This window comes from Rhodobium orientis (assembly GCF_003258835.1).
Lineage (GTDB): Bacteria > Pseudomonadota > Alphaproteobacteria > Rhizobiales > Rhodobiaceae > Rhodobium > Rhodobium orientis.
Map to the genome: position 1 here is coordinate 39,096 of NZ_NPEV01000036.1, position 18,347 is coordinate 57,442.

The 18,347-nt window shown below is 65.3% G+C and carries 16 protein-coding genes; 10 read left to right on the top strand and 6 right to left on the bottom strand.

All coding sequences use genetic code 11. The annotated features are described in order from the left end of the window. The first annotated feature begins 68 nt into the window (after nt 1-68). Complete coding sequence (locus CH339_RS15715; protein ID WP_111435334.1) at nt 69-509, top strand: VOC family protein; 441 nt, start codon at nt 69-71, stop codon at nt 507-509. 75 nt (nt 510-584) lie between these two features. Then, nucleotides 585-1,247, top strand: a complete 663-nt coding sequence (locus CH339_RS15720; protein ID WP_111435316.1) for a haloacid dehalogenase type II — start codon at nt 585-587, stop codon at nt 1,245-1,247. 12 nt (nt 1,248-1,259) lie between these two features. Here CH339_RS15720 and CH339_RS15725 read toward each other — a convergent pair whose 3' ends face one another. Together CH339_RS15725 and CH339_RS15730 are read right to left on the bottom strand one after the other, a co-directional pair. After that, on the bottom strand, nt 1,260-2,651 hold the full coding sequence (locus CH339_RS15725; protein ID WP_111435317.1) for a M20/M25/M40 family metallo-hydrolase: 1,392 nt from the start codon (nt 2,649-2,651) through the stop codon (nt 1,260-1,262). A gap of 77 nt (nt 2,652-2,728) precedes the next feature. Beyond that, on the bottom strand, nt 2,729-4,279 hold the full coding sequence (locus tag CH339_RS15730; protein WP_111435318.1) for a helicase HerA-like domain-containing protein: 1,551 nt from the start codon (nt 4,277-4,279) through the stop codon (nt 2,729-2,731). Nucleotides 4,280-4,493: 214 nt separating this feature from the next. Between CH339_RS15730 and CH339_RS15735 the strand changes: the two genes are divergently transcribed. After that, nucleotides 4,494-4,901, top strand: a complete 408-nt coding sequence (locus CH339_RS15735) for a DUF2780 domain-containing protein (RefSeq protein ID WP_111435319.1) — start codon at nt 4,494-4,496, stop codon at nt 4,899-4,901. Between the two features lie 153 nt (nt 4,902-5,054). Beyond that, nucleotides 5,055-5,465, top strand: coding sequence for a DUF4332 domain-containing protein (locus CH339_RS15740; protein ID WP_111435320.1), 411 nt, complete (start codon nt 5,055-5,057; stop codon nt 5,463-5,465). Nucleotides 5,466-5,749: 284 nt separating this feature from the next. On the opposite strand, the gene CH339_RS15745 is transcribed toward CH339_RS15740, so the two are convergent. Next, nucleotides 5,750-6,394 (bottom strand): response regulator transcription factor, encoded by a 645-nt coding sequence (locus CH339_RS15745; RefSeq protein WP_170138544.1) that lies wholly within the window; start codon nt 6,392-6,394, stop codon nt 5,750-5,752. A gap of 429 nt (nt 6,395-6,823) precedes the next feature. Here CH339_RS15745 and CH339_RS15750 point away from each other — a divergent pair, with 429 nt between their 5' ends. The 4 genes from CH339_RS15750 (at nt 6,824) to CH339_RS15765 (ending at nt 13,125) form a co-directional block, all read left to right on the top strand. Continuing rightward, nucleotides 6,824-8,704, top strand: a complete 1,881-nt coding sequence (locus tag CH339_RS15750) for a methylmalonyl-CoA mutase subunit beta (protein ID WP_111435322.1) — start codon at nt 6,824-6,826, stop codon at nt 8,702-8,704. After that, nucleotides 8,701-9,204 carry a GFA family protein gene (locus CH339_RS15755; RefSeq protein WP_111435323.1) on the top strand — a complete coding sequence of 168 codons (504 nt, stop codon included), beginning with the start codon at nt 8,701-8,703 and terminating at the stop codon, nt 9,202-9,204. Before CH339_RS15750 ends, CH339_RS15755 begins: the two co-directional genes overlap by 4 nt. Continuing rightward, on the top strand, nt 9,201-11,360 hold the full coding sequence (scpA, locus tag CH339_RS15760; RefSeq protein WP_111435324.1) for a methylmalonyl-CoA mutase: 2,160 nt from the start codon (nt 9,201-9,203) through the stop codon (nt 11,358-11,360). Before CH339_RS15755 ends, scpA begins: the two co-directional genes overlap by 4 nt. A 280-nt stretch (nt 11,361-11,640) precedes the next feature. After that, nucleotides 11,641-13,125 (top strand): methyl-accepting chemotaxis protein, encoded by a 1,485-nt coding sequence (locus CH339_RS15765; RefSeq protein WP_111435325.1) that lies wholly within the window; start codon nt 11,641-11,643, stop codon nt 13,123-13,125. Between the two features lie 153 nt (nt 13,126-13,278). Here the strand turns inward: CH339_RS15765 and CH339_RS15770 are convergent, their stop codons facing one another. The 3 genes from CH339_RS15770 to CH339_RS15780 form a co-directional block, all read right to left on the bottom strand. Beyond that, nucleotides 13,279-14,391 (bottom strand): hypothetical protein, encoded by a 1,113-nt coding sequence (locus CH339_RS15770; protein ID WP_111435326.1) that lies wholly within the window; start codon nt 14,389-14,391, stop codon nt 13,279-13,281. 77 nt (nt 14,392-14,468) lie between these two features. Beyond that, nucleotides 14,469-15,692, bottom strand: coding sequence for a glycerophosphodiester phosphodiesterase family protein (locus CH339_RS15775; protein WP_111435327.1), 1,224 nt, complete (start codon nt 15,690-15,692; stop codon nt 14,469-14,471). Between the two features lie 184 nt (nt 15,693-15,876). Then, nucleotides 15,877-16,146: an usg protein gene (locus CH339_RS15780; protein WP_111435328.1), complete on the bottom strand. Its 270-nt coding sequence runs from the start codon at nt 16,144-16,146 to the stop codon at nt 15,877-15,879. Between the two features lie 299 nt (nt 16,147-16,445). On the opposite strand from CH339_RS15780, the gene CH339_RS15785 reads away from it, so the two are divergent. After that, a complete protein-coding gene (locus CH339_RS15785) occupies nt 16,446-17,096 on the top strand; it encodes a DUF1131 family protein (protein ID WP_244668891.1) in 651 nt (216 codons plus the stop codon). Between the two features lie 11 nt (nt 17,097-17,107). After that, nucleotides 17,108-18,115 (top strand): methylmalonyl Co-A mutase-associated GTPase MeaB, encoded by a 1,008-nt coding sequence (gene meaB, locus CH339_RS15790; protein ID WP_244668892.1) that lies wholly within the window; start codon nt 17,108-17,110, stop codon nt 18,113-18,115. The last annotated feature ends 232 nt before the right edge of the window (nt 18,116-18,347 follow it).

The window sequence follows — 18,347 nt, forward strand, 5'->3', positions numbered from 1 at the left end:
GCATCTGTTCCTGCTATGTTCTTATTGGTGCAATCGCGACGGCAGCAAACAGCCGGGCGGAGGAAACCGTGGAACAGCGCCTCAACATGATCACGCTCGGCGTCGACGACGTTGGCGCGACGAAGCGGTTCTTTGCCGACGGGCTCGGCTGGCAACCCTCAGGGTTCGAGAGCCCGGAGATCGTCTTCTTTGCCCTGCCCGGCACCGTGCTGGCGCTGTTCGGCCGCACGGCCCTTGCCGAGGATGTGGGCTCGGAGATCGGCCCGGCCGGGCGCGACGGCGTCACCATCGCCTGGAACGGGCGCAGCGAGGCGGAGGTCGACGCGGCCTATGCGCGGGCGGTTTCTGCCGGCGCGCGGCCGGTGAAGCCGCCGCAGCGCGTGTTCTGGGGCGGCTATTCGTCCTATGTCCGCATCCCGGGCGGCCATTTCCTTGAGATCGCCTTCGTGCCCGACTTCCCGATGGACGATGCCGGAATGTTGCAACTGCCGCCGCCGAAAGACGCTTGACGGCGGCGGTCCGGCCCGGTTCCCTTGGCGCCCGTCACAAACGCGCGCTACCGCCCAACCGCAGGACCGTCCGCCATGTCGCATTCCGTCTTTGTCTTCGATGCCTATGGGACGCTCTTCGACGTCCATGCGGCGGTGCGCCGGCACGCCGAGGCGGTCGGCCCGGACGGTCAGAAGCTGTCGGAGATCTGGCGCGCCAAGCAGCTCGAATATTCCTGGGTCCGCTCGCTGATGGACCGCTACCAGGACTTCTGGAGCTTGACGGAGCAGGCACTCGACTTCGCCTTCCGGGCCGTGCCGAGCGCCGATACCTCCGTCAAGCCGATGCTGCTCGATGCCTATCGCGAGCTCGACGCTTATCCGGAAGTGCCGGAGGTGCTGAAGGGCCTGAAGGAGGCCGGCTGCCGCTTGGCGATCCTGTCCAACGGTTCGCCGGAGATGCTGGACTCCGCCGTCCGCTCGGCCTGCATTGCCGACTATCTCGACGCCGTCATCTCCGTCGACGAACTCCGTGCCTACAAGACCGACCCGCGCATCTACGAGATGGTGACCACGCAGTTCCGGGTGTACCCGGAAGCCGTCTCGTTCCAGTCGTCGAACCGCTGGGACGTCGCCGGCGCAACCGCCTTCGGGTTCCGGACCGTGTGGATCAACCGGGCCGGCGTGCCGGACGAATATTCGGACCTGCCGCCGGCCGTCGTCCTCAAGGACCTTTCGGGCCTGCCCCACCTCGGCTGAATCCTCTTCCGCTTATGCCGTCTCGGCAAGCTCGCCGATGAGCCGGGCCCAGGAGCGGATGCCCTTGTGGAAGCTCGTCAGCTCGTATTTCTCGTTCGGCGAATGGATGCGGTCGTCGTCGAGGCCGAAGCCGATCATCAGCGACTGCATTCCGAGCGTCTTCTGGAAATCCGTTGCGATCGGGATCGAGCCGCCCATGGCGATCAGGGCCGCGGGCTTGTTCCATTCCTCCTCCAGGACCTTGCGGCCCTTGGCAAGGAACGGGTCGTCGAAGGGAATGGTGAGCGCCGCGCCGGAGCCGTGCGCGTGGAATTCGGCCGAGCAGTCCGCCGGCAGGCTCTCCTCCACATATTTGCGGAAGGCGGCGCGGATCGCCTGCGGGTCCTGGTCGCCGACGAGGCGGAACGAGACCTTGGCCGAGGCCTCGGCCGGGATCACGGTCTTGAAGCCGTCGCCAGTGTAGCCGCCGGTGATGCCGTTGACCTCGCAGGTCGGCCGCGACCAGATCTGCTCCAGCACCGTGCGCCCCGTCTCGCCGGCAGGAACCGACAGGCCGATCTCCGCCAGGAAAGCCTCGCCGTCGAAGCCGAGGTCGTCCCACATCGCCTTGATATCGTCGGGGAGGTCCGGGACGCCGTCGTAAAAGCCCGGCAGGGTCACACGGCCGGCATCGTCGTGGAGACCGGCGAGGATTTTCGCCAGCACATGGATCGGGTTGCGGGCGGCGGAGCCGAACATGCCGGAATGGAGGTCCATGTTCGCCGCCTTGACGGTGACCTCGTCGCTGGTGAGGCCGCGCAGCATGGTGGAGATCGCCGGCGTTTCCCGGTCCCACATGGAGGTGTCGCAGATGAGGGCGAGGTCGGCCTTCAGCTCCTCGGTGTTCTCGGCAAGGAACGGCCCGACGGACTTGCTGCCGGACTCCTCCTCGCCTTCCAGGAGCACGGTGACCGGGACCGGCAGCGAGCCGGTCTCCTCGATCCAGGCGCGTGCGGCCTCCACGAAGGTCATGAGCTGGCCCTTGTCGTCGGCAGACCCCCGGGCAACGATCATCCTTGAGCCGTCGTCGCGGGCAACGAGCTGCGGCTCGAAGGGATCGGTGTTCCAGAGTTCGACCGGGTCGACCGGCTGGACGTCGTAGTGGCCGTAGAAGAGGACGTGCGGGCCCCTGGCGCCGGCGTCCTTGCGGTGGCCGACGACCATCGGCTTGCCGATGGTCTTGCGGGGCTCGGCGGCGATGCCGATGGCGCTCAACTGGGCGGCGCACCAGTCGGCGGCGGCGCGGCAGTCGGCGTCAAAGGCGGCATCGGTGGAAATCGACTTGATCCGGATCAGCTCGAAAAGCCGCTCCAGGCTGTCATTGAGATTGGCATCGATGCGGGAAAGGACGGCATTCAGCGACATGGAAACGGGGCTCCGGAGTGATACGGCCGGCGGGGAGCGTCGGTCGACGGGTTCAAATAACTGCGGCAGGCGGCACGTCAGAAGCCGCGCTTCAGGCTGCCGAGGATACCGCGGAAGATGTCGCGGCCGATCGTATCCGGCAAGCGGTCGACGCGTTTTCGAAGCGCGTCCGTGACGCCGTCGACGACCGACTTGACGGCCCTCTCGGTCAGGGAATCTGGCTGCGCGGTGCGGCGGGTGCGTGTCGAGCGCGTGCGCTTGGCCGAGCCGTATTCCCGGCGGATGCGTTCCAGTTCGCGGTCCTCTTCCTCCTGGCGCCGCTGCTCCTCTTCCTGGCGCGCCTTTTCCTCGGCCTTGCGCTGCAGGACCTCATAGGCCGAGTTGCGGTCGATGGCCTCGTCGTAGCGGCCAAGGAGCGGGCTCCTTGCGATCAGCTCTTCGCGCTCGGCATCGGTGATCGGCCCGAGCCGCGAGGACGGCGGGCGGATCAGCGTCTGCTGGACGATGGAGGGCACGCCTTTTTCCGCAAGGGTCGAGACGAGCGCCTCGCCGACGCCGAGTTCGGTGATCGCGCGTTCCGTATCCAGCTCGGGATTGGGCCGGAAGGTTTCCGCCGCGGCGCGCACGGCCCGCTGGTCGCGCGGGGTGTAGGCGCGAAGGGCGTGCTGGACCCGGTTGCCGAGCTGGCCGAGCACCTCGTCCGGGACGTCGAGCGGGTTCTGGGTGACGAAATAGACGCCGACGCCCTTGGAGCGGATCAATCGCACCACCTGCTCGACCTTGTCGAGAAGCGCCTTCGGCGCCTCGTCGAAGAGGAGATGGGCCTCGTCGAAGAAGAAGACGAGCTTCGGCTTTTCCGGGTCGCCGACCTCCGGCAGTTCCTCGAACAGCTCCGACATCAGCCACAGGAGGAAGGTCGCGTAGAGCCGCGGGCTCGCCATCAACCGGTCGGCGGCGAGCACATTGATCGTGCCCCTGCCGTTGGCGTCGGTGCGCATGAGGTCGGCGATGCTGAGCGCAGGCTCGCCGAAGAAGGCCTCGCCGCCCTGCTCTTCCAGCACCAGGAGGCGGCGCTGGATGGCGCCGATCGAGGCGGTCGAGACGCGGCCGTAACGGACCGAGATCTCCTTGCGGCGCTCGTCGAGATGGGTCAGCAGCGAGCGCAGATCCTTCAGATCGAGCAGCAGCAGCCGCTCGTCGTCGGCGAGCGCGAAGGCGATGTTGAGAACGCCCTCCTGCACGTCGGTGAGTTCCAGGAGGCGCGACAGGAGGAGCGGACCCATCTCGGAGACCGTGGTGCGGATCGGATGGCCCTTTTCGCCGAAGAGGTCCCAGAACACCGTCGGGAACGCCTCGTAGCGGTAGTCCGCAAAGCCGATGGTCTCGGCGCGCTTTTTCAGGAAGTCCTTTTCCGTGCCGGCGACCGCGATGCCGGAGAGGTCGCCCTTGATGTCGGCGCAGAAGACCGGCACGCCGGCGGCGCAGAACCCCTCCGCCAGGATCTGCAGAGAAACGGTCTTGCCGGTGCCGGTGGCGCCGGTGACGAGGCCGTGGCGGTTGGCGTATCTGAGCGCGATGTATTCCGGCTTGACGCTGGTTCCGAGATAGACCGCGGTGTCGCTGAGCATTGGCAGGTCTCCGATGGGGATCGTCCCTTATAGGAGCCTGTTCGCCGGGCGACAACAAAGCCGATGATCCCGAAATGGAACAAGGAATATGGAAACCGGATTGTATACGTGGCTTCAGTAACACGGCACGGCCAAAAACGCCCGGCAGCGCTTGTTTTTGACGGTTTGCTGGTGTCACAGTGTCGGCCACTCGCCGGACAAGGAGCGCCCGCCCATGGACGAGCTGATCGCTCGCATCGTCGCAAAAGTCGGCATAGACGAAGCAACGGCCCGCCAGGCCGTCGCCATTATCCTGCGATTTATCGAGAAAGATGGCGACACGGAGAAAGTGGCGCCGCTGATCGATGCCATTCCGGGCTCGCGGCAGTTCCTTGCCGAGCACGCGCCGGAGGAAGAGCAGAAGAGCGGGCTGTTCGGCGGCCTCGGCAACATGCTCGGCGGCCTCGGCGGCGCCATGGGCGCGATGGCCGCGCTGAACCAGCTCACCAGCGCCGGGCTCGACATCGACCAGGTCAAGGGAACCGCCCACGAGATCGTCGGTTTCGCCAAGGAAAAGACCGATCCGCAACAGGTCGACGCAGCGATCTCGTCGATCCCTGGCCTCAGCCAGATCGCCATCTAGAGCGCGCCGCCCCTGGCCCGTCGCCGGCCTCGGGACAACGGCGTGCATGAGAATACAGAGACAGGACGGACAGACGTCGATCGGAAGGCGGTCCGTTCCCGGGGGTCCCGCCGCGGTGGCGGGGTGACACAGCAGCGTGGAGGTTACAGGTCAATGTCGTCCTATCCAATTCTGGATATTGAGGGAATCGGTCCGAAATTCGCCGAGAAGCTGAAGGCCGTGGGCATTCGCACCACCGGCAAGCTGCTCGATCGCGCAAAGGATCCGAAAGGCCGCAAGCAGCTCGCCGAAGACAGCGGCATCGACGAGACCCTGATCCTGAAATGGGCCAACATGGCCGACCTCATGCGCATCAAGGGCGTTGCGGAAGAATATTCCGAACTCCTGGAAGCGGCCGGCGTCGACACGGTGAAGGAACTGAAGCACCGCAACGCCGCCAACCTCACCGCCAAGATGGCCGAGGTGAACGGAACCAAGAAGCTTGTGCGCCTGCTGCCGAGCGAAAAGAACGTCACCAAATGGATCGAGGAAGCAAAGACGCTCGATCCGATGATGACGTACTGATGATGACGTACTAGAGCGTTTCACTCCTGATATCGAACGGCTGATCGAGCGGGGGCCGCGCCGCGGTCCCCCTTGCCGGCGTGCGCTTGTGACGGCCGTCCGCTCCGGCCCGAGCCGTGCCCGGAGCGAATCCGACGCGGGCTTTTTTTGCCATTTCCCGCATGCCGCGACACCGATTCGCGGCCTCGCACGCGGGGCCTTGCAACCAAAAGTATGCATAATTGACCCATTGGGTCGGTGGATATCGCATCGCCGGGCGAGATCCGGCGCGTCCGCGGGCGACCCTAGCTGTACTGGAATCCGGTTCTGGGCGGTGCCTTGGCCAGCGATGCGGCGAGCGAAATCTGGCCGTAGCGGATCGCCTCGACCACGGTCTGGGTCTTGTTGCGGGCGTCCAGCTTGCCCGATGCGTTCTGCAGATGGGCATGCACCGTGCGGTGGGAAATCTGCAGCATCTCGGCGATCTCGCTGGCGGTCTTGCCGAAGGCCGTCAGCTCCACGACGCGGCGTTCGCGCGGCGACAGGCCGCCGGCCCGCTCCGCCATCATTTCGTCCATGCCCAGAAGCCGGCTAAAGGCAGCCATTGTCAGATCATTCATGGCGCCAAGTTCCGGACCGCCCGGACGGTGGTCGAGGCCGCCGGCGATCAGGACCCCCTGATAGGGATTGTGGGACTGAAAAGGAGCAACGATTACAGCGCCTTCGGGAGATTCCGCCTCGCAGAAGCGGCTCCCCTTCAGCTCGTCGTAACAGGCCTGCTCGGGGGCGATGACGAAGGGCCAGTGGGCGATCAGCGCCAGCTCCAGCGCCGGGTCGTCCGGCCGCACCTGCGGAAGCGGCATCGACGGCTCGGCAAGGCCCGGCCAATCGGAATAAAGGATCAGCATTTCCAGGGTTCGTCCGGGCATCGGCAGCCCGGTGAGGAACATCCGCGATCCTCCAAGCGCGCGAACCGCGTCGCCCAAGGCACCAAACACAGCGGCTGGATCGGTCGCGTCCCGGATGGACGCCACCCGATGCTTGATATCGTCCATTGTCATTTTTAGCCGGCACACTTCCTTGCAGAAGCGGCCCCTTTTCGCCGGCAAGTTGCTACAATATCGACATTCTGTCAGTCAGATTGCGTATATGCCACGTCCTCAAAGTTGATAGTCATTGAAAAATGGCAAAAAAAGAGCCCGGATCGGAACGTGGTTTGCGGTTCGTAACGGTGCCAGCCCGCCTTTTGCCTAACTTGCGGGGCCTTGCCGCTTCTCCTAATAACCTGACAAGGCCAGATGACCTCGCAAAGCCAGACTGGGCCGTCCGTTGGAGTTGAGCGCCCCTTTCGGGGGACCGCCGAGAAGGAATTGGTATCGATGACCTCATTCGCGCCCGACCTGTTCCAGCCGACCGGAGACCTCAGCGAGGAGGCCTGGCGGACCGCGGTCGAAAAGGCGCTGAAGGGCGCCTCCCCGGACAGGCTCTCCTCCAGGACCGAGGACGGGATCGCCATCGATCCGCTTTACGGCAGGCTCAAGGACGGCACGGCGCAGGCGGCCCGCCCGGCGGGCGGACGCTGGAAGGTCATGCAGCGCATCGACCATCCCGAGCCGACCGACGCCAACCGGCTGGCGCTGGCCGACCTCGCCGGCGGCGCCGACGCCCTGGAACTGGTCGCGGCAAGCAGCCCCAATGCCTATGGCTACGGGCTCACAGCCCTTGCCGCCGACGACCTCGCCGCCGTCTTCAAGGACGTCTATCTCCACGGCATCCGCCTCAGGCTGTCGCCCGGCCCGCACGGCGCGCGGCTTGCCCTGGCGATGGCGCAGGCGGCCGAGAAGCTCGGCATCGCGCCCGGCGAACTCGACGTCGATTTCGGCCTCGATCCGATCGGCGCCCTTGCCCTCAGCGGCGCATTGCCGGAGCCGTGGGACGCCGTGCAGACGCATACCGCCAACGCCATTTCGGCACTGCGCGACAAGGGCTTTGCCGGCCCGTTCCTGGCCGCCGACGGCCGGCCTTACCACAATGCCGGGGCAACGGAAGCGCTGGAGCTTGCCGCCGTCATCGCCACCGGGGTTGCCTATCTGAAGATGCTGGAAGCCTCCGGCGTCGACCTTGCCCGGGCCGCCGGCGCGATCGGTTTCACCGTCGCCGCCGATGCCGACCAGTTCCTCGGCATCGCCAAGCTGCGGGCGCTGCGGGCGCTGTGGCGCAACGTGACCGCGGCCTGCGGCCTCGATACGGTGCCGATGCGGGTCCATGCGGAGACCTCCTGGCGGATGATGACGGAGCGCGACCCCTGGGTGAACATGCTGCGCGCGACCGTTGCCACCTTTGCCGCCGGCGTCGGCGGCGCGGACAGCGTCACGGTGCTGCCCTTCACCGCGCCCCTCGGCCTTGCCGACGGTTTTGCCCGCCGGGTCGCGCGCAACACGCAGAACGTCCTGCTCGACGAATCCAACCTCTACAAGGTGACCGATCCCGGCGCCGGTTCCGGCTATGTCGAGACGCTGACGAGCGAGCTTGCCGAAAAGGCCTGGGCGCTGTTCCAGGAGTTCGAGGCGGCCGGCGGCATCGTCGCGGCGCTGACGGCCGGCCTCCCGCAAAAGCAGGTCCGGGAGGCGAACGCCGTTCGCAGGAAGGCGATCGAGACCCGCAAGCGGGCGATCACCGGCACCAGCGAATTCCCGAACGTATCGGAAAAGAAGGTCAAGGTGCTGGCGGTACCGGCCCTGCCGCTGCCGGTCTCCGGCGAGGATTCCGCGCTGAAGATCGAGGCGCTGAAGCCGATGCGGCTTGCCGAACCCTTCGAGGCGCTGCGCGACCGCGCCGACACCATCGAGGCCGAGACCGGATCGCGGCCGAAGGTGTTCCTGGCCAATCTCGGCAAGATCGCCGATTTCACCACGCGTTCCGGCTGGGTGAAGAACGTCTTTGAGGCCGGCGGCTTTGCAACCACCGTCAATGACGGCTTCGACGACCCGGCCGATATCGAGACAGCGTTCAAGGAGAGCGGCGCGGCGATCGCCTGCATTGCGTCCTCCGACGAGCTCTATGCCGAGCTCGGACCGGCCGCGGCCGACGCGCTGAAGTTTGCCGGCGCGACGCGGGTCTGCCTTGCCGGCAAGGCGAAAGGGATGGAAGATGCCCTGACCAATGCCGGCGTCGACAGCTTCGTCTATGCCGGCTCGGACATCGTTCAGGAGCTCGAGGACGCCTACCGGGCGCTCGAGGCGAAAGGCACGGTGCAATGAGCGAGGACAGGACCCCGGTGCTGACCGGCGGCTGCCAGTGCGGCGCGGTACGCTACGCGCTCTTTGAGCCGCCCGAGGACGTCCATATCTGCCATTGCCGGATGTGCCAGAAGGCGGTGGGCGGGCCGTTCGCGCCGCTGGCACCGGTGAGGAAGGGCGACTTCCTGTGGACCCGCGGCTCGCCCGCGGCGTTCTATTCCTCGACCATAGCCGAGCGCCATTTCTGCCGCGACTGCGGCACGCCGCTGACCTTCCACTATGTCAACAGCGACTGGATCGACGTTACCATCGGCAGCCTCGACAACCCGGAAGAGGTCCCGCCTGCGAACCAGTACGGCATCGAGGGCCGGCTTTCCTGGTTCGCCGGCCTTGCCGCCCTTCCCGGCGAGGAGACCTCCCTTCCGGCAGCTCAGAAGCGCCGGATCACCTCGTTCCAGCACCCCGACCACGACACCCCACCGGACTGGAGACCGCCGCAAACGGCGACCGAAATGCCATGAGCCGAATTCCCGATTTTTCCGCAGTGCCGTTCTCCTTTGCCGCCGAGCCGGCCGGGGCCGGGCCCGATCCCTGGCAGACGCCGGAGGAAATCCCGGTCAAGCCCGTCTACGGCCCGGACGACGTCGCCGACATCTCCTTCGCCGATACCTGGCCGGGGCTGCCGCCGTTCCTGCGCGGGCCCTATCCGACCATGTACGTGCAACGCCCCTGGACGATCCGGCAATATGCGGGCTTTTCGACCGCCGAGGACTCCAACGCCTTTTACCGGCGCAACCTTGCCGCCGGCCAGAAGGGCCTTTCCGTCGCCTTCGACCTGGCCACCCACCGCGGCTACGATTCCGACCATCCGCGGGTCGCCGGCGACGTCGGCATGGCCGGTGTCGCCATCGATTCCATCTACGACATGCGCACGCTCTTCTCGGGCATCCCGCTCGACCATATGAGCGTGTCGATGACCATGAACGGCGCCGTCCTGCCGGTGATGGCGCTCTATATCGTCGCCGCGGAAGAACAGGGCGTTTCGCCCGAAAAGCTCTCGGGCACGATCCAGAACGACATCCTCAAGGAGTTCATGGTCCGCAACACCTATATCTATCCGCCGCTGCCCTCCATGCGGATCATCTCCGACATCTTCGCCTACACCTCCCAGAACATGCCGCGGTACAACTCCATCTCGATCTCCGGCTACCACATGCAGGAGGCGGGAGCGACGGCGGATCTGGAGCTCGCCTATACGCTCGCCGACGGCATCGAATACGCCCGGGCCGGCGTTGCGGCAGGGCTCGACATCGACAAGTTCGCGCCGCGGCTTTCCTTCTTCTGGGCGATTGGCATGAACTTCTTCATGGAAGTCGCCAAGATGCGCGCCGGCCGGCTGTTGTGGGCCAAGCTCATGCGCGAGGCGTTCGACCCGCAGGATCCGCGCTCGTGCTCGCTCAGGACCCATTCGCAGACCTCCGGCTGGTCGCTGACGGCCCAGGACGTCTACAACAACGCGGTGCGCACGGCCGTGGAAGCGATGGCGGCCACGCAAGGGCATACCCAGTCGCTGCACACCAACTCGCTCGACGAGGCGCTCGCCCTGCCGACGGACTTTTCCGCCCGCATCGCCCGCAACACCCAGCTCTTCCTGGCCCAGGAAACAGGCAACAACCGGGTGATCGATCCCTGGGGCGGCTCCTACTATGTGGAGCGGCTGACCCACGACCTTGCCAATCGCGCGCTCGCCCACATCAACGAGGTGGAAGGCCTCGGCGGCATGGCCAAGGCCATCGAGAAGGGCCTGCCGAAGCTGCGCATCGAGGAGGCCGCGGCCAAGACCCAGGCGCGGATCGATTCCGGCAACCAGATCGTCGTCGGCGTCAACCGCTACAAGCCCGACACCGAGGACGAGATCGAGGTCCTGAAGGTCGATAATTCGGCGGTGCGCGGGGCGCAGATCGAGAAGCTGCAACGGCTGCGCGCCGAGCGCGACGACACGGCCCTTGCAAGCGCCCTTTCCGACCTGACGACGGCGGCCGAGCGGAACGACGGCAACCTCCTCGACCTGGCCGTCAAGGCGGCGCGGGCCAAGGCGACGGTCGGCGAGATCACCGAGGCCCTTGAGAAGGTCTATGGCCGCCACACGGCGGAGATCAAGGCGATCTCGGGCGTCTACAAGCGGGAAGTCGGAACCATGTCGGACGCAGTCAACACGGTGCAGAAGCTGGTCGAGGCGTTCGAGGCCAATGACGGCCGCCGGCCGCGCATCCTCGTTGCCAAGATGGGCCAGGACGGCCACGACCGCGGCCAGAAGGTGATCGCCTCGGCGTTCGCCGACCTCGGCTTCGACGTCGATATCGGCCCGCTGTTCGCAACGCCCGACGAGGCCGCGCGCCAGGCGGTGGAGAACGACGTCCACGCGGTCGGCGTCTCCTCGCTCGCTGCCGGCCACCTGACCCTCGTCCCGGCCCTGCGCGATGCGCTTGCCGAGGCCGGCCGGCCCGACATCCTCATCGTCGTCGGCGGCGTTGTGCCGCCGCAGGACTATGAGGCGCTCTATGCCGCCGGCGCCTCGGCCATCTTCCCGCCGGGCACGGTGATCGCGGAGGCCGCCAGCGACCTCATCCACAAGATCAACGTCAATCTCGGCTACGAGAAGGAAGCGGCGGAGTAGGCCCTTCCCGCCAGGTCCCGTTCCCCGGAACCGGAACACCGGTGCCGCGCCGCGCGGCGCCGGTATTTCCCGTTTGCAGCAATGCTCTTTCGAGCTTTCGCCGGCGCACAAAGGTCCGGCCGAGCGCATTTTCCCGATCAGCAGGATCACGTCACTCGCAATAGTAAGCCTTCTGGCGCAGTTTCAACGTCCGAACACACCAAACCTTAATCTTCATCGGCGACGATCCCGCAAAAGACTACAGACCCAATCAAGTTAGTCATGGGAAGGTGCGTACCTGATGCTGAAGCTGCTGAAACAGCGTTTCCCCGACACCCCTGCGCCCGAGGCGACCGACGAGCCAGACGCCGCCGAGGCGGTTGCCGCGCTCGCCGAGACCGAGGCGGTCAACGAGATGCGCAAGGCGCTGTCGGAGATCGCCCGCGACCTCGGCGCGCTCGGCCTTGTCATTGCCGATGCCACCGGCGTCGTGGAGGAAAGCAGCTCGTCGGCGCACCAGCTTTCCGACACCTTCGACGAGCTTTCCGCCGCGGCGAGCGAGGTGCGCGCCACCAACGAGTCCATCTCGCAGTCCTGCAGCGAGACCGTCGCGGCAACGGCGACGGCCGGCGAGGCCGTCAGCGGCTCGCGGCAGACGCTGGAGACGGCGCTCACGCGCATCGAGGGCCTGATCGGCGCGGTCGGCAACATCAACGAGCAGCTCCAGGGCCTGCAGTCGGCGCTCGGCAGCGTGCGCGAGGTGGCCGACGCCATCGACGCCATCGCCCGCCAGACCAACCTCCTCGCCCTCAACGCCACCATCGAAGCGGCGCGGGCGGGCGAGGCCGGCAAGGGCTTTGCCGTCGTTGCCTCGGAGGTCAAGGCGCTCGCCGGTGAGACCAGCTCGGCGACCGAGCAGATCGCCTCGACCCTGTCGGAACTCGACAGCGAGGCCGACAAGCTGGTGCTGCTCGGCAACCAGGCCATCGAATACACCGGCGAGGTCAACGAGAGCGCCGGGTCGCTCGGCGCCTCCATGGCCGAGATCGAGCGCTCCATCGAGGAGATCGAGGTCTCGTCCCGCGCGATCGAGGAAAACGTTGCCGGCAACGAGGAGCGGCTTTCCCATTTCGGCGAGCGGATCGATGCCATGCACGCCGCGCTCGACGCCAATGTCTCACAGCTCGGCACCTGCGCCGGCGAGATGTTCGGTGCGCTCTATTCCACCGACAAGATGGTCGGCCTTGCCGCCACCAGCGGCATCGAGACCGGCGACACCAAGTTCGTGAAGATCATCCTGGAGATGGCCGACGAAGTGACCCGGCGCTTCGAGGAGGCGATCGCCAACAGCCAGATCCGCGAGGCCGAGCTGTTCGACTATTCTTACAAGCCGATCCCCGGCACCGACCCTGAGCAGGTGATGGCGCCCTTCACCCCCCTCACCGACCGCGTCCTGCCGGACCTGCAGGAGGCGATCCTGGAGCGGGACAAGAACATCGTCTTTTGCGCCGCCATCGACATCAACGGCTACCTGCCGACCCACAACAAGAAGTTCTCAAAGCCCCAGGGCGACGACCCCGTCTGGAACGCCGCCAACTGCCGCAACCGGCGCATCTTCAACGACCGCGTCGGCCTTGCCGCCGGCCAGAACACCAAGAAATTCCTCCTCCAGACCTACCGCCGCGACATGGGCGGCGGCAAATTCGTGCTGATGAAGGATATCTCGGCGCCCGTGCACATTGCGGGCCGGCACTGGGGCGGGGTGCGGATGGGGTATAAGGCTTAAGGGTTAGCGCTCACGCCAGGCTCGCTGCGCTCGCGGCTCCGCGGGGGCGGCGCATAAGCGCCGGCGGCCGGTCGGCCTTGCGAACCCTTGCGGGTTCGGGTGTTGTGACGCGGCTCTGCACCAATGGCAGCTCCGAGCCCTTTTAGGACATTCTCAACGCCATTGACCAAGGTCGTCCTCACTGTCCTCTTCAACTTCGCCGTAACTCAAGTGGTCAGAAGTCGCTACCTCCAGCATCTCGCGCCTTTCTTTGAAGTCTTCGACATCCTCGTAGTGCGCCTCCAACTCGTCGAGCACTCCCTGCTTCTTACGATCTGATCTCAACGCTGCGATGTAGTCGGCTTCTAATGCCGGATCGAATGGCAGGGGCTTAATGAGGTCACGTATGAATCTAACGTTGGGGCCAGCTGCCTCTCTGGAAGAGAAGTAAGCGATCAACTCGACTTGCAGGATATCTTCGTTCTCAAAATCGAACTTTTCTCCGATAAAAATCTTCGAGGCTTTTGAGCCATATTCGACTTCATATGTATAGAGGTTGAGTCTACCTGCCTCGCTCCTAACGATCTTGAAAATCGGAAGCACGATTTTCGAGATCACGTTACCAATGAACTTCTTGTGGCGACGCTCATTGGGCGTGACAGTGAACATGCCCTCAATGTCGATCTTGATACTCAGATGCTTTTCCAAAAAGGCATTGAGGTCGTCCCGCTCGCGCGCCGGACCATACACCGATGCCAAGTTGTAACGGCCGTAACGGTGGGATTTGTAGAATCTGGAAAGAATACCAATGAACTCGTTGTGCACGCCAGCGAGATTGAATTCATGTCTCTCTTTAACACGCTTGACTAATTCTTGGTGGCTGTGGGTGATGAGCCCCTGCTCAAACTCACTTTGATCCTTGACCTTATCGTGTTCGGTCAAGATAACTGCGATTTTTAGCAATCGTTCGATTCCTACAGCGACGCCATAGAGGAACTCAAAGGCATCCTCCTCGGCTGCGAAGTTTCTCATTTCATGGAATGCTTGCAGCCCATTGAACAGAAATCTACCGGCAATATCTAATTCTGTACCAAGATTGAAATTCTTCCAATATTCATCAGGACGCATCTCTAAACCTTTCCCCGCACGCTGCTCTTCCCAAAGCTGTATAACACTGTACGCCAATGATTGCGCGGAGTCTGCTTCGTCCACAAAGCGGCAATACATCAAGGCGCGGAAACGGCTCTTGTTCGGTTGCGAACAGTTCGCGAAGAGCAAGAGCACCATGCGTTCGTGCCAATGCAAGACGGGCGGCACACTCGCGCCGCCCGCCGTCGTTTCAACCTGCTAGATGAAGGCTCAGCCTACTTCCCCATGCAATTCGCGTAGTACGTCACCGTCGCCGGCCAATCCGAAAAAATGCCTTCTATGCCGACGTCTTCGTCGAGGACGTTCAGCAGCTCGTACATGCGGCCGTCCGACTTGGTGATGTCGTTGATCGGCGTGTAGTACCAGCCGCCGCCGGTCTTCAGGGGGCCGGAGCGCTCCAGGGTCCAGGTGATGATCTTGAGGCCGGCGTCCTTGGCCGCCTTGGCGTAGGCGGAGGCGGCGATTTTGTTGCCGTCGGCGGTGACCAGCATGTTCATGGAGGGGGCGAGGTAGTTGACGCCCTCAGCTTTCAGAGCCTTGAAGTCTTCCTTCCAGGTCTTTTCGTCCTGCTCGTTAAAGCCGTCGCCCCATTCGACCAGATAGACCGCCTGCTTGCCGAAGTCCGGCTCGGCCTTGATCCAGTAGAGGACGTCGTCGAGGTTGAAGGACTGGGCAAAGACGTCGGACGGGTCGACGCCGGCCGCCTTGTACTCGTCGATCATCTTCTGGGCGTAGTCTTCCTGCGAGAGCCCGTCGAACGGCATCTCCACGGAGGGCGACTTCAGCTCCGGCGTGAACTTGACGCCGAGTTCCTTGAAGAGCGCGATCGATTCCGCGTGGGTCATGACCGTGCCGGCGGATTCCGCATAGAGGTCGGTGCGCCAGTTGGCGGTGCCGTCCATGTAGGCTTCCGCCGTCGTCGCGGTCTTGTCGGCGGCGTCCATCTTGCCCTTCAGGCTCTTGAACTCGGCGAGCGTGATGTCGCTGGTGCGGCATTCGGCGCTCGCTGCGGTCTCGCCTTCGGCCGGAGCGAACGGCTTGGTGCAGTTGGCGGCGAGGTCGGTGCCGAGGATGTTGGTGGTGGTGTGGAGGTCGTTCTGGGCGTGGCGGCAGACGAGCTCCTTGTCCTTGGTGAAGGTCACGTCGCATTCGACGATGCCGGCGCCCATGCGGGCCGCGGCGACGTAGGACTCGCGGGTGTGCTCGGGGAACATCATGGCGGCGCCGCGGTGGCCGATCGAAAAGGCGCTCGGGGCCATTTCCTTGTCGGCGCAGGCGGCGAGCTTGTCCTTCAGCGCGCCGTCCTGCATCTGGTCGATGAGGAAGAAGGGGCGCGGGCCGAGTTCGACCGGCTGGGCGCCAACGAAGCTGGCGGGGGCAGCAGAGGCCAGCGTCGCCGCCGCGGCGGTCATCAGAAGGGTCTTCCAGGTCTTGGTCATCGGGGTTCATCCCTGAAGTGGCGTGTTGGGCCTGAAGTGGCATCTATGGGGCGGCGGGATGAAACCAGAGCCCGGTAACGGAGCCGTGTCAGGTCGATGACGTTCCGGTTACGCCGGACCGGCTGCGACGGCCTTACGCAGATGTGCGGTCAAACGGCGCGGCGCGCCCGGCACCAGACGCGACTCAATTGAGGACGATCTGGCCGTCGACGCAGTGCCAGCTTCCCGGCGCGATCAGGCGCTTGTGGGCATAGCGCACGGAATGCAGCGCGCCCTCCAGGCTGGTGCGCCAGAACTCCAGGAAGCCATGCATCTCCGGGAAGTCCGGCGCCAGGTCGTAGTCCTGCCAGACATAGCTCTGCAGCAGCGCCGGGTAGTCCGGCATCCGGTAGAGGATGTGGGCGGTGGTCAGGCCGTAGCCCTTTAGCTGGCGTTCCAGATCCGTTGGGCGCATGCGAGGCTCCCCTTGCCACCAACTCGGCTCAAAGCGTGCCCCATTAAAACGCGACGTGGCAAGTCCCTCCCTCGCCGATATCACAATGTTGTCAAATTGTTAGCAGCATCTCGTCGCGAGTGCTGTCGGCCGCGCGCGCCGCGATCCCGGTTTTTCGCCGCGCAGGCGGAGATCGCGACGGCACGACCCGGCGGCGATGCCGACGCTTGCCCTTGGCGCCGATCTCGCCTATCCGACTAGGCGTCAGGGCCTTCGGGGGCCTTGCGGCCGGTGCCGCAGCAGTCAGGAGTCTTCAGCAAATGGTTCGCGTGCGCGGCCGGTTCATCCTTTCCCTTAGCTTCGCCCTCAGCCTTGCCGCCTGCAGCGGCGCCACCCCGCCGGAAGGCATCGGCCCGATCGGCGGCGACGTTCCGGAAAACGCCTTTTCGGAAACCAACCCCTATACCGGTGCGGCCTACGACACGCCGCTGCCGACGCCGATCATGCAGTTCACGGCAACGACCGCCGGCCCGCTCGGCACCGATCCCGCCTATTCGAGCCGGGAGCTGCAGGCGAAACTGCCGGGCTTCGAGACCGCGACGGCCGAGACCGCGCGCGAGAACGGCGTCGCCAACACCCTGGTCGCGCTCCATGACGGCCAGCAGGTGCTGCAGCTCTTCAAGGGGTCGGGCGGTAAGGTCTCCGAAATCCACGCCGCCAGCGGCGTCGTTGCCGGGCCCGCCGGCGAGCAGGTCGGCATGACCTTCCGCCAGGCAGGCATGAGCCGGTCCAATTGCCGGGTCGGCCGCAATCTGTGGCGCGGCATGGCGGTGTGCCCGTCGAAGGGGGCAAAGAACGTCACCCTCGTCTTTGCCCTTCCCGGCTATCGCGGCCCGTTCGACCGGATGCCGCCGGAAGGCAAGATCGGCGATGCCGTGCTGCAGCGCTTCGTGTGGACCCCGAACGGCTAGCAAAGGTTTTCATGGCCGACCCCGCGCCCGTAAAGCCGATGGACGGCACCGATATCAACGCCATGGCCGAGCGGCTGCGCGCCGGCGACCGGTCCGTGCTCGCCCGCGCCATCACGCTGGTCGAATCGCGCCGGCAGGATCACCAGCAGCGCGCCCATGCGCTTCTGCAGGCCGTGCTGCCGGAGACCGGACATGCGTTCCGGGTCGGCATCACCGGCGTTCCGGGCGTCGGTAAGTCGACCACCATCGACGTGCTCGGCGCCAATCTGACGGCGGCCGGCCGCAAGGTTGCGGTGCTCGCCGTCGATCCGTCCTCGACCCGCAGCGGCGGCTCGATCCTCGGCGACAAGACGCGGATGGCGCGGCTCGCGGTCGACCCCAACGCCTTCATCCGCCCCTCGCCGTCGGCCGGCACGCTCGGCGGCGTTGCCGCAAAGACGCGCGAGTCGATGCTGCTGTGCGAAGCCGCCGGTTTCGACGTGGTGCTGGTGGAGACCGTCGGCATCGGCCAGTCGGAGACGGCGGTCTCGGAGATGGTCGACTTCTTCCTCGTGCTGATGCTGCCCGGCGCCGGCGATGAACTCCAGGGCATCAAGAAGGGCGTTCTGGAGATCGCCGACATGATCGCCGTCAACAAGGCCGACGGCGACGGCAAGGCATGGGCGGAGGCGGCCGCCGCCGACTACCGCGCCGCGCTCAACATCCTGGCGCCGCGCGATCCCAACTGGACGCCGCCGGTGATCACCGTCTCCGGGCTCGCCAACGAGAACCTCGACGGCCTGTGGCGGCAGATTGAGCAGCACCGGGAAAAGATGACGAAGCTCGGCACCTTCCAGGACCGGCGCCGGACCCAGCAGGTGAGCTGGATGTGGTCGATGCTGGAAGACCGCCTGATGGCATCGTTAAAAAATAATCCGGCAACCGCGGAGCGGCTGCCGGAGCTGGAAAAAGCGGTGCGCGAGGGGCGGCTCTCGGCAAGCTTTGCCGTCGATGAGATCACGGGATTGATGAAGCTTTAGTTTTTCGCTCGCGCCAGCGCGCTTCGCGCGCGGCTGGTTTCTTTATGTCTCACCGCCGCGCGTTCGCTAACGCTCACCGGCCTCCGACGGGGCCTCGCATCCACTCGGACGGCCGGTCGGCCTTGCGAAGCCTGACGGCTTCGGTCTTCGCTCACGCCGAGCTCGCTATCGCTCGCGGCTCCGCGGGGGCGGCGCATAAGCGCCGGCGGCCGGTCAGCCTTGCGAAGCCTCC